8 protein-coding genes are annotated in these 8,844 nt (G+C 67.1%); 4 read left to right on the top strand and 4 right to left on the bottom strand.

Going from position 1 to position 8,844, the window contains the following annotated elements; translation table 11 throughout:
• From XINFAN_RS04170 to XINFAN_RS04160, 3 genes are all read right to left on the bottom strand, one after another.
• Nucleotides 1–298, bottom strand: a 298-nt coding sequence (locus XINFAN_RS04170) for a DUF2271 domain-containing protein (RefSeq protein WP_124085232.1), incomplete at its 3' end; no start/stop codon positions are given.
• Between the two features lie 55 nt (nt 299–353).
• Nucleotides 354–914: an EF-hand domain-containing protein gene (locus XINFAN_RS04165; protein WP_124085231.1), complete on the bottom strand. Its 561-nt coding sequence runs from the start codon at nt 912–914 to the stop codon at nt 354–356.
• Between the two features lie 100 nt (nt 915–1,014).
• Entirely contained in the window at nt 1,015–3,000 is a 1,986-nt protein-coding gene (locus XINFAN_RS04160) for a TonB-dependent receptor domain-containing protein (RefSeq protein ID WP_124085230.1), read from the bottom strand.
• On the opposite strand from XINFAN_RS04160, the gene XINFAN_RS04155 reads away from it, so the two are divergent.
• A complete protein-coding gene (locus XINFAN_RS04155; protein ID WP_124085229.1) occupies nt 2,999–3,247 on the top strand; it encodes a hypothetical protein in 249 nt (82 codons plus the stop codon). The two genes, XINFAN_RS04160 and XINFAN_RS04155, sit on opposite strands and share 2 nt — an antisense overlap.
• Nucleotides 3,248–3,436: 189 nt before the next feature.
• Nucleotides 3,437–4,864 carry a YncE family protein gene (locus XINFAN_RS04150; protein WP_124085228.1) on the top strand — a complete coding sequence of 476 codons (1,428 nt, stop codon included), beginning with the start codon at nt 3,437–3,439 and terminating at the stop codon, nt 4,862–4,864.
• 30 nt (nt 4,865–4,894) lie between these two features.
• On the opposite strand, the gene XINFAN_RS04145 is transcribed toward XINFAN_RS04150, so the two are convergent.
• Nucleotides 4,895–5,785: a LysR substrate-binding domain-containing protein gene (locus tag XINFAN_RS04145; protein WP_160144530.1), complete on the bottom strand. Its 891-nt coding sequence runs from the start codon at nt 5,783–5,785 to the stop codon at nt 4,895–4,897.
• A gap of 99 nt (nt 5,786–5,884) precedes the next feature.
• Here XINFAN_RS04145 and XINFAN_RS04140 point away from each other — a divergent pair, with 99 nt between their 5' ends.
• A complete protein-coding gene (locus XINFAN_RS04140) occupies nt 5,885–8,011 on the top strand; it encodes an acetate--CoA ligase family protein (protein ID WP_160144529.1) in 2,127 nt (708 codons plus the stop codon).
• Nucleotides 8,004–8,825, top strand: coding sequence for an enoyl-CoA hydratase/isomerase family protein (locus XINFAN_RS04135; RefSeq protein ID WP_124085225.1), 822 nt, complete (start codon nt 8,004–8,006; stop codon nt 8,823–8,825). Before XINFAN_RS04140 ends, XINFAN_RS04135 begins: the two co-directional genes overlap by 8 nt.
• Nucleotides 8,826–8,844 lie beyond the last annotated feature (19 nt).

The raw sequence follows: 8,844 nt of genomic DNA, 5'->3' as shown, positions 1-8,844 counted from the left end.
CGCTGATCCCGTCGGCGGGCAGGGTCAGCGCCTCGCCCTCGGCCCGCCACCAGCTGCGCAGATCGCGCAGGAAGCCGCGCCCCAGATTGTCGCGCAGCCGGGTGTCATACCAGACCGCGACGGTGCCGCGGATCTCCTTGCTGGCGGGATCCTCGATCCAGGCCGCCAGATAGGGCCGGTAATAGGGGCTGGTGTCGATCTCGGGCAGCGTCACCTCGAATTCAAGGCTTCCGGCCGCGGTGGGAGCGGCGAAAAGCGCGATCTGCGCGGCAAGGGCAAGGGTCAGTTTCGCGGTCATGGAATCGGTCCTGATCGGGCAGCGCGGGGGCGCGGGACGCCCCCGCCGGGAAGGCTCAGTCTGCCTTCTCTTCCTTCTTCTCACCGTCCTGCGCGGCGTTCTGGTCGTCGTTCTCGCGCACGGGTTTGGGATCGGCGGCCGTGACGAAACCGTCGCCGTCGGTGTCGTTGCGGGCGAAGGTCTTGCGCGCGGATTCGAGATCTTCTTCCAGCGAGAGCGAATTGTTGCGGTCGCGGTCGAGCACGGCGAAGCGCACGCCGGCCTGTTTCAGGCTGTTCGCGAAGCGCTCTTCCGAGGTGTCGCGGCCCTGGTCGGCGTATTGCTGGCGCAGGCGGCCTTCGAATTCGGCGACATATTCGGCCTCGTTCAGCTCGCCGCTGCCGTCCGTGTCGGCGCCCCTGAAGCGGGCGGTGCGCACTTCGATCAGTTCGTCGAGCGAGACCTTGCCGTCGCCGTCCTGGTCGTAGCCGGCGATATAGGCGGCCTGGCTGTGGCCGCCGGCGATGCCCGGCTGTTCGGCAGTGCCGTTCTCGGCGGGGGCGGTGGTGCTCTCCTGCGCGAGGGCGGCGCCGGCGATCAGGCCGAGGCCGAGGGTGAGCGAGATCAGTTTGGCCATGGTCGGCTCCTCTGGTTGCGATGAAGCGGCGGGAGCGATCCCGCCGCGAGAAAGGCAAGGGCGGGCCGCACCACGAGGGGGCGGCCCGCCGTTTGTCGGATCAGAAGCTCTTGACGATCGAGAGCTTGACGTTGCGGCCCGGCGCGTCGCGGGTGGCGAGGCGGGCGCGGTAGTCGCGGTCGAAGACGTTGTCGATGCCGAAGCGGATCTCGGTGCCCTCCAGCACGCCCGACTGCGGCCGGTAGGTGGCGCGCAGGTTGTGGACGCCGTAGCCCGGGCTCGGGCAGGTGGCAAAGCCGGTGCAGGTGGTCGAGGTGTCGCTGTAGGCTTTTGCGGCGAACATTTCCCAGCTCAGGTCAAGCTCGTCATCCCAGCGTTTCCCGACCGCAAGGCGCAGGGTGTCGGTCGTGCTCTGCGCGTAATAGCCCAGCCAGTTTTGGGTGGTCATCGAACGCGAGTCGTTATCGACGATATTGGCGCTGATCTCGGCGTAGTATCCGGCATCGGTGCTGTAGGCGCCTTCCAGTTCGACGCCGCGCAGATCCACCGAGCCGACGCCCGATTCCGAGGTCAGGGCCCATGCGCTGGTCTGATAGAGGTTGGCCTTCAGGCTGACCGCATCGCCCGCGGACAACAGGTCCGAGCCGCGCCAGGCCGCGCCGATTTCCCAGGTGCGGGCCTTTTCGGACATCGTCATGTAGTTGTAGGTCCTGCCGCCGGTCGTATAGGCCTGACGGTCGAAATCGTCGAGGATCGGCAGCGATTCCGTATAGGCGCCGCTGGCAAAGACCGAGACACCGCTGGCGAATTCGTAGCGCAGCGAGACGCCGCCCATCACCGCGTCATTGTCGTATTCGCCGTTCCAGAGCGGGTTGGGCCCCGTGTTGGCGATGTTCTGGCTTTCATAGCGCAACGCCGGGGTCACGCTGAATCCATTGCCGAAATCCATCTCATCGATCAGGAAGAAGGCCACGCGTTTGTCGCGTCCGCCCGGGGCCGATGCGGCTTCCTTGCGGTCCTTCTGAATCAACTCCACCCCGGCGCGCACTTCGTGCGAAAGGCTGCCGGTGTCGAAACGGGCGGTGTTCTTCACCGTCAGCTTGGTGGTCTCGTATTCGTGCTTGGCGTTGTAGAGCCCCGTCGTGCTGCCCGTGGTCGAGGTGTTGTCGATCGCCGAATCGGCGTAGGACAGGATCACCCGCAGGTCGATCAGATCGCTGTGTCCGGGATTCCAGCCATAGGTCAGAACAGTGGTCTTGTAGTGGATGTCACGGTCCACCCGGTCGGTGGTCGAGGTGGCGACGTTGCCGTTCACCGCATCATAGGGCACGTCGCGTTCGGCCATCTGGCTGTCGGTGTAGGACAGGCTGAGGAACTGATCGCGCGCCGCGCCGAAGGTGTATTTTCCCTTCAGCGAGAAAGAGGGCGTCTTGAAGCCGGGCGAGCCCAGGTTGTTCCCGTCGCCGTCGGTCTGCTCGCCCTGGCGGCGCCAGGTGTAGTTCGCCATGAACTCCAGATCCTGCGAGGGCTGCCAGGCGAGGATGGTCGAGGAGGTGATCCCGTCGCCGTTGGTGCCGAAGGTCAGGCCCTGGCGCAGCCTGTAGCCGATTTCGCCGCCGGTGAAATCCGAGGCGTCCTTGGTTTCAAGCTGCACGAGGCCGCCGACGATACCCGAGCCGTATTCGAAACTGCCCACCGTGCCGCGGATCACCGAGACGCTCTTGAACAGCTCGGCATCGGTGAAAAGCTGGGTGCCGATGCGGTAAAGCTCTTCCGAGCCCTGGCTGGCGCCATCGATGGTGATCATCACCTTCTGGTTGGTGCCATAGAGGCCGGTCGCGCCGAAGCCGCGGATCTGGATCCCGCCGCCGACCGGCGAATTGCCGTTGATCAGGGTGACGCCCGGCACCGAAGAGATCAGTTCCGCGATGGTCGAGGCCTGGCGGTCGTCGATCTCTTCCTGGTCGATCTCGGTCACCGCGGTGGCGGTGTCGGTTTTGACGTCGCGCTTGCTTTCGATGATGATGGTGCCGAGATACTGGCCGTCCTCGTTTTGGGCCTGCGCCAGAACCTGCACGGGGAACATGAGCGCGCAACTGCCCAACAGAGCAGCGCGCAAAGAATTGCGTCCGGTCATTACCGCCTCGCTTCGATCGGAATATGGGGGAAACGCTGGCGTTGAGACGGCTGGCGGCTGTGATTTCCGGCCCGCGGCGCCGGGAATTGCGGCGTATTGCGGGTGGGATGGGCTTCTCGTGATTAATCTGTTTATTTTTGTCAAGATTTATCGGCCCCGGCCTGCGACGAAATGTGACATGCTGCTGGCGCTGTGATCGAATTGCCTCATCCCTCCGGCGCGGGGCGCCGGCGGTCTTCGGCGCCGGTGCCGTTTTCCGGGTTGACAAGGGCGGGCGGCTCGCTGTCTCTCGCGGGGAACAGCCGGTTCCCCGCCGTCGCGGCCCTCAGCCGCCTCCGCCAGGTCTCTGCCGGATCTTTCGGTAAATCCGCATGAGGAGCGCGCAATGGGATTTCTTTCCCCGTCAATCCGTTACCGCAATTCCGTTCTGGGGCTGGCCCTGGCCGCGCTGGCGTTGCCCGGAGCGGTTCTGGCCGAATCCGCCTTTCCGGCGCCGGTGGAATTCACCGGCCGCTTCCGCGCCTCGCCCGCCGACGCCGGCAAGCCCGTGCTGCCGGGCAGCAGCGTCACCATCCAGGGCTCGGGCCTGCAACCGGGCCAGAGCCTGACCCTGCAACGCGGAGCGACCGTGCTGACCCCCGAGGCGCTGACCGCCGACGACAAGGGCGCCGTCAGCTTCACCTTCACCCTGCCCGAAGATGCCGCGACCGGGTTGCATCCGGTGATCGCCATCATGGACTCGCCTTCCTCGGCCACGGTGTTCGACGTGAAAGTCTCGAAAGACGTGCCGCTCGCGGGTGAAGAGGGCTTCAGCGTCACCCGGGTGAAATCGGCGCCGGGCCTTTATCAGTCGGCTTACAGCGCGAAATCGGGGGCCCTGTTCGTCGCCGCTTCGGATTTCCGCCCGCCGTCCTCGGCGCTTCTGAAGCTGAACCCGCAGACGCTGGAGGTGATCGCCGAGGTCACCCCGCCGCCTCTGCCCGAGGATCAGCGCGAAGCGCCCGCCGAGGGTGCCGAGGATCGCGGCCCGCAGCCGGTGGGCGTGTTCGGCCTTGCCGTCGATGACGAGAAAGGCACGATCTGGACCACCAACACCTTCGACAATTCGGTGGCCGTCTATTCCCAGGACGACCTGTCGCTGGTGAAACAGTTCCCCGCGGGCACCGTCTACCACGCCCGCGACGTGAAGGTGGACGGCAAGCGCGGCCGCGCCTATGCCTCGGCCTCGGCCACCAATGGCGTGCATGTGTTCGACACCGAAACGCTGGAGAAAATCGCGGTGATCGAGATCGACTCGGGACTGCGCGGCGGCGAGTTCTCGGTGATGAGCATCGCGCTCGATGCCGAAGGCGGGCAGCTCTATGCGGTCAGCCGGCTGTCGAACGAACTGGCGGTGATCGACCTTGCGACCAACGAGGTCGCCCGGGTGCTGCCGCTCGCGGGGGCGAAGAATGCGAGCGGGGTCGATGTCGATCCGGCGACCGGCACGGTCTATGTCGCCTCGCAGGACAGCGACAATCTGCTGATCGTCGATCCGGCCAGCGGCGAGGTGAAGCATGACGTGACGGTGGGTGCGGGCGCGCTCGGCGTGGTGTTCGAGCCGGTCGGCAAGCTGGCCTATGTCGCCAATCGCGGCGCGGGCACGATCACCGTTGTCTCGCCCGAGGGCGAAGTCGTCGCGGTGCTGAACGGCGGCAGCTACGCCAACCATGTCGCGACCGACGGCCAGGGCAATGTCTTCGCGGTGAACAAATCCGCCGGTCCCGAGGACGCCACCGCCGATCACGTGGCGCTGATCCGCAAGGCGGAATGACGCGCGCGGCGGGCCGGATCTTCCGGCCCGTCAGCCCCCGGTTTGCGCGGCGAGCCAGGCGACCACTTTCGCCACCAGGCTCTCGTGTGCGGTTCCTGCCGGAAAGGTGGCGAAATAGCCGCGTTCCGAAGTGACCACCTCGTCTGACACCCGCACCAGCGCCCCGGTGCGCAGATGCTGATCCAGCAGCCCCGACCAGCAAAGCGCCACCCCCTGGCCCGCCAGCGCGGCGCTGACCAGCAGGCTGTAATCGTCGAAAATGATGGTGTTCGGCCGCGCGGGCGGCTCGGCCCCCACTGTGCGGAACCAGTTCTGCCAGTCGTAGCGCCGGTCCAGCCGGTCTGAAAGCTGCAACAGCCGCGCCCGTTTCAGCCGCCCGGACCCGGGCGGGCCGAGGTCGGGCAGCAGAAGCGGGCTGCATACCGCGAAGACCTCTTCGCTCAGGATCCTGACCGCTTCCCTTTCCGGCCAGGCGCCGTCGCCGAAGCGGACATGGATATCGGCCTCGGGCAGGTCATGGCTCTGATCGCCGGTCATCAGCCGCAACTCGTGATCGGGGAAGGCGGCGGTCAGTTCCGGCAGCCGCGGGAGCAGCCAATAGGTCAGGAAGCCCGGCGCGGCGGCGATGGTCAGCCGGTCTCCGGTCTGCATCCGGCGGATCTCGCTCACGGTGGTTTCCAGCCGGCTGAGGCCCGAGCGCAGAACGTCGAACAGGGTCTGACCGGCGGGGGTCAGCCGCAACGGCCTGGTCTCGCGTCCGAAGAGCGTCACGCCCAGATCGGCCTCCAGCGCCGCGACCCGTCGGCTGATCGCGGGCTGGGTCACGTTCATATCGCGCGCGGCGCGGGTGAACGAGCCATGGCGGGCCGCGGCGTCGAAAGCCAGAAGATCGCTGAGAGGTGGCAGGACGGATCGCATCATAACCCCGACGCATGATTGCATTCGCCTTTCCGATATGTCGGAATGCAGGCGAAATCTGTTAAATACCGCGAGTAGCACGATTTTGCGGGGAGGCGAATGATGCGCGTGCAGAATGGTCCCAAAAGCGCGGGCGAACACAGGCTGCGCCCTCTGCTGGCGCCGCGCTCGGTGGCGCTGGTGGGCGCTTCGCGCAAGCGCAACAGCATCGGCAACGATCTGATGCGCAATCTGATCGCCTCGGGCTACGACGGTGCGATCTACCCGGTGAACCCGTCGAACGAGACGCTTTACGGGCTGCGCTGCTATCCGGGCCTCGGCGCGCTGCCCGGGCCGGTGGATCTGGCGATCCTGTCGGTGCCGAACCGGGTGCTGGAGCAGGTGGTGGCCGGGGCGATCGCCGCCGGCGCGCGGGCGCTGGTGATCTTCGCCAGCGCCGAGCTGGAGGGCGAAGAGGGCAGCCTGCTGCGCGAACGGGTGGCGGCCTTGGCGCGCGAGGCCGGGATCCCGGTCTGCGGCGCGAATTGCATGGGGTTTTACAACAATGACCATGGCTTGCGGGCGTTCTCGGCCTTCCACCCCGAGCCCGGAGAGCCGGGCGGGCTGACGCTGATCGGGCAATCGGGCTCGCTCTTGCAGGCTTTGTTGTTCAACGACCCGCGGCTGCGGTTCAACCTGGCGGTCTCGACCGGGCAGGAATTGGTAACCACCGCCGCCGATTTCATGGATTACGCGCTGGATCAGCCCTCGACCCGGGCGGTGGCTCTGGTGCTTGAGGCGATCCGCGACCCGGAGCTGTTTGTCGCCGCGCTGGAAAAGGCGCGGGCGCGCGAGATTCCGGTGATCGTGCTGAAACTGGGCCGCACCGAGGCCGGGGCCGGGTTCGCGCTCAGCCATACCGGGGCGATTGCCGGAAATGCCGAGGTCTACGAGTCGCTGTTCCGCCGCTACGGCGTGATTTCGGTGCGCGACCTGAACGAGCTGGCGGCGACCGCGATCCTGATGTGCGGGCCGCGCCGGGTGGCGGCCGGCGGGCTGGCGGCGATCCTCGATTCCGGGGGCGAGCGGGAGTTGCTGGTCGATTGCGCCCAGGACCATGGCGTCCCCTTCGCGCAGATCGGGCCGCAGACGGTGCAGGCGCTGGCGGCGGCGCTGGACCCGGGGCTGAGCCCGGTCAATCCGGTCGATGCCTGGGGCACCGGCCGCGATTACGAGGCCGGGTTCGAGACCTGCCTGACCGCGCTGATGAACGATCCCGACACCGGGATCGGCATGTTCGTGGCCGATCTGAACGATGAGCTGGACCTGCACGCGGGCTATGCCGGGGTCTGCGAGGCGGTGGCGCGGGCCACCGACAAGCCGGTCGTCATGATGACGAATTACAGCGCCTGGAGCCACCGCGACCATGCGATGCGGCTGTCCCGCGCGGGCGTCGCGGTGCTGGACGACACCGCGCCCGCGCTGCGGGCGGTGCGCCACGCGATGGAGTATCGCGATTTCCTCGCCCGGCCCGCGCCTTCGCCTCGCAGCGCAGAGAACCCCCGTGCCGCGCATTGGCGCGCGGTGCTGGCCGGGCGCGACGACGCGCTGACCGAGGACGAGGGCTATGCGCTTCTGTCCGATTACGGCATTCCTGTGCCCGATCACCGCATCGCGGAAAGCCGCGAGGCGGCGCTGGCGGCGGCGCGCGACATCGGCTTTCCGCTGGTGATGAAAACCGCCGCGCCCGGCATCCTGCATAAAAGCGATGTGGGCGGGGTGAGGCTGAACCTCGGGGATGAGGCCGCGGTGGCGGCGGCTTACGACGATCTGGCCGCCCGGCTCGGGCCGCGCGTTCTGATCAGCGCCATGGCGAAGGGCCAGGCTGAACTGGCCTTCGGTCTGGTGCGCGATCCGCAATTCGGCAGTTTCGTCATGGTGGCCTTTGGCGGCATCTGGATCGAGGTGCTGAAGGACAGCCAGCTTGTGATGGCGCCGGTCTCCCGCGACGATGCCGCCCGCGCGATCGGTGCGCTGAAGATGGCGAAGGTGCTGGAGGGCTTGCGCGGTGCGCCGCCTTGCGACCGCGCGGCGCTGATCGACACTTTCGTGCGGCTCGGCGATCTGGCGGCGGATCTGGGCGCGCATATCGCCGAACTCGACATCAACCCGGTCATGGTCGGCGCGGGCGGCGTGGTGGCCGTCGACAGCCTGATCCTGCCCGCGAAAGGGAACGCAGCCCATGGATGACACCATTCTCTACCGCCGCACCGGCCCGGTGGCGCAGATCACGCTCAACCGCCCGGCCAAGCTGAACTCGATCACCGCCGAGATGGTCGAGGGGCTGCACCGGGCGATGGACCAGGCCGAGGCGGATGAGGGCGTTCGCGCGATCCTGCTTACGGGGACGGGAAAGTCCTTTTCCGCCGGCTTCGATCTGGGCACGATGGAGGAAGAGCCGGACCCGGCCGCGATGCGCGCCATGCTGGAGGCCGATTTCGACGTGATCATGCGGTTCTGGAACAGCCCGAAGCCCACGCTCTCGGCGGTGCAGGGCTATGTGCTGGGCGGCGGGTTCGAACTGGCGATGGCCTGCGACGTGACTCTGGCCGCCGGGGATGCGATGTTCGGCGAGCCGGAGCCGAAATTCGGCTCGGGCATCGTCGCGCTCTTGCTGCCCTGGCTCGCGGGGCCGAAGATCGTCAAGGAGATGCTCCTGTTCGGCAACGACCGCATCCCCGCGCACCGGGCCGAGGCGCTTGGTCTGGTGAACGGCGTGGTCGCGCGTGAGGCTTTGGAGGACGAGGCTTTGGCCATGGCGAAACGCGCGGCGCTGCTGGATGCGACCGCGGTGAAACTGACCAAACAGGCGATCAACCGCAGCTACGGCGCGATGGGGTTCGAGACCGCTTTGCGTCAGGCGCTGGATCTCGATGTCGAGATCGAGACCACCGAGACCGAGGAATCCCGCGCCTTCAAGCGCATCCTGAACACCGATGGCGTGAAAGCCGCCATCGCCTGGCGCGAGGCCCGCTTCGCCCCGGCTGAATCTGAGACCCGCTGACAAAAGAACCCGGAGGACG

Origin of the sequence: Pseudogemmobacter humi (assembly GCF_900609055.1) — a bacterium.
Lineage (GTDB): Bacteria > Pseudomonadota > Alphaproteobacteria > Rhodobacterales > Rhodobacteraceae > Pseudogemmobacter > Pseudogemmobacter humi.
The sequence above is the reverse complement of the archived record's forward strand: the minus strand, read 5'-3'. Positions and strand labels throughout refer to the sequence as shown.

Coding starts and splice junctions, on each gene's coding strand:
- XINFAN_RS04165 (WP_124085231.1), bottom strand. CDS start 914: ATGGCCAAACTGATCTCGCTCACCCTCGGCCTCGGCCTGATCGCCGGC.
- XINFAN_RS04155 (WP_124085229.1), top strand. CDS start 2,999: ATGAGCGCGCAACTGCCCAACAGAGCAGCGCGCAAAGAATTGCGTCCG.
- XINFAN_RS04160 (WP_124085230.1), bottom strand. CDS start 3,000: ATGTTCCCCGTGCAGGTTCTGGCGCAGGCCCAAAACGAGGACGGCCAG.
- XINFAN_RS04150 (WP_124085228.1), top strand. CDS start 3,437: ATGGGATTTCTTTCCCCGTCAATCCGTTACCGCAATTCCGTTCTGGGG.
- XINFAN_RS04145 (WP_160144530.1), bottom strand. CDS start 5,785: ATGATGCGATCCGTCCTGCCACCTCTCAGCGATCTTCTGGCTTTCGAC.
- XINFAN_RS04140 (WP_160144529.1), top strand. CDS start 5,885: ATGCGCGTGCAGAATGGTCCCAAAAGCGCGGGCGAACACAGGCTGCGC.
- XINFAN_RS04135 (WP_124085225.1), top strand. CDS start 8,004: ATGGATGACACCATTCTCTACCGCCGCACCGGCCCGGTGGCGCAGATC.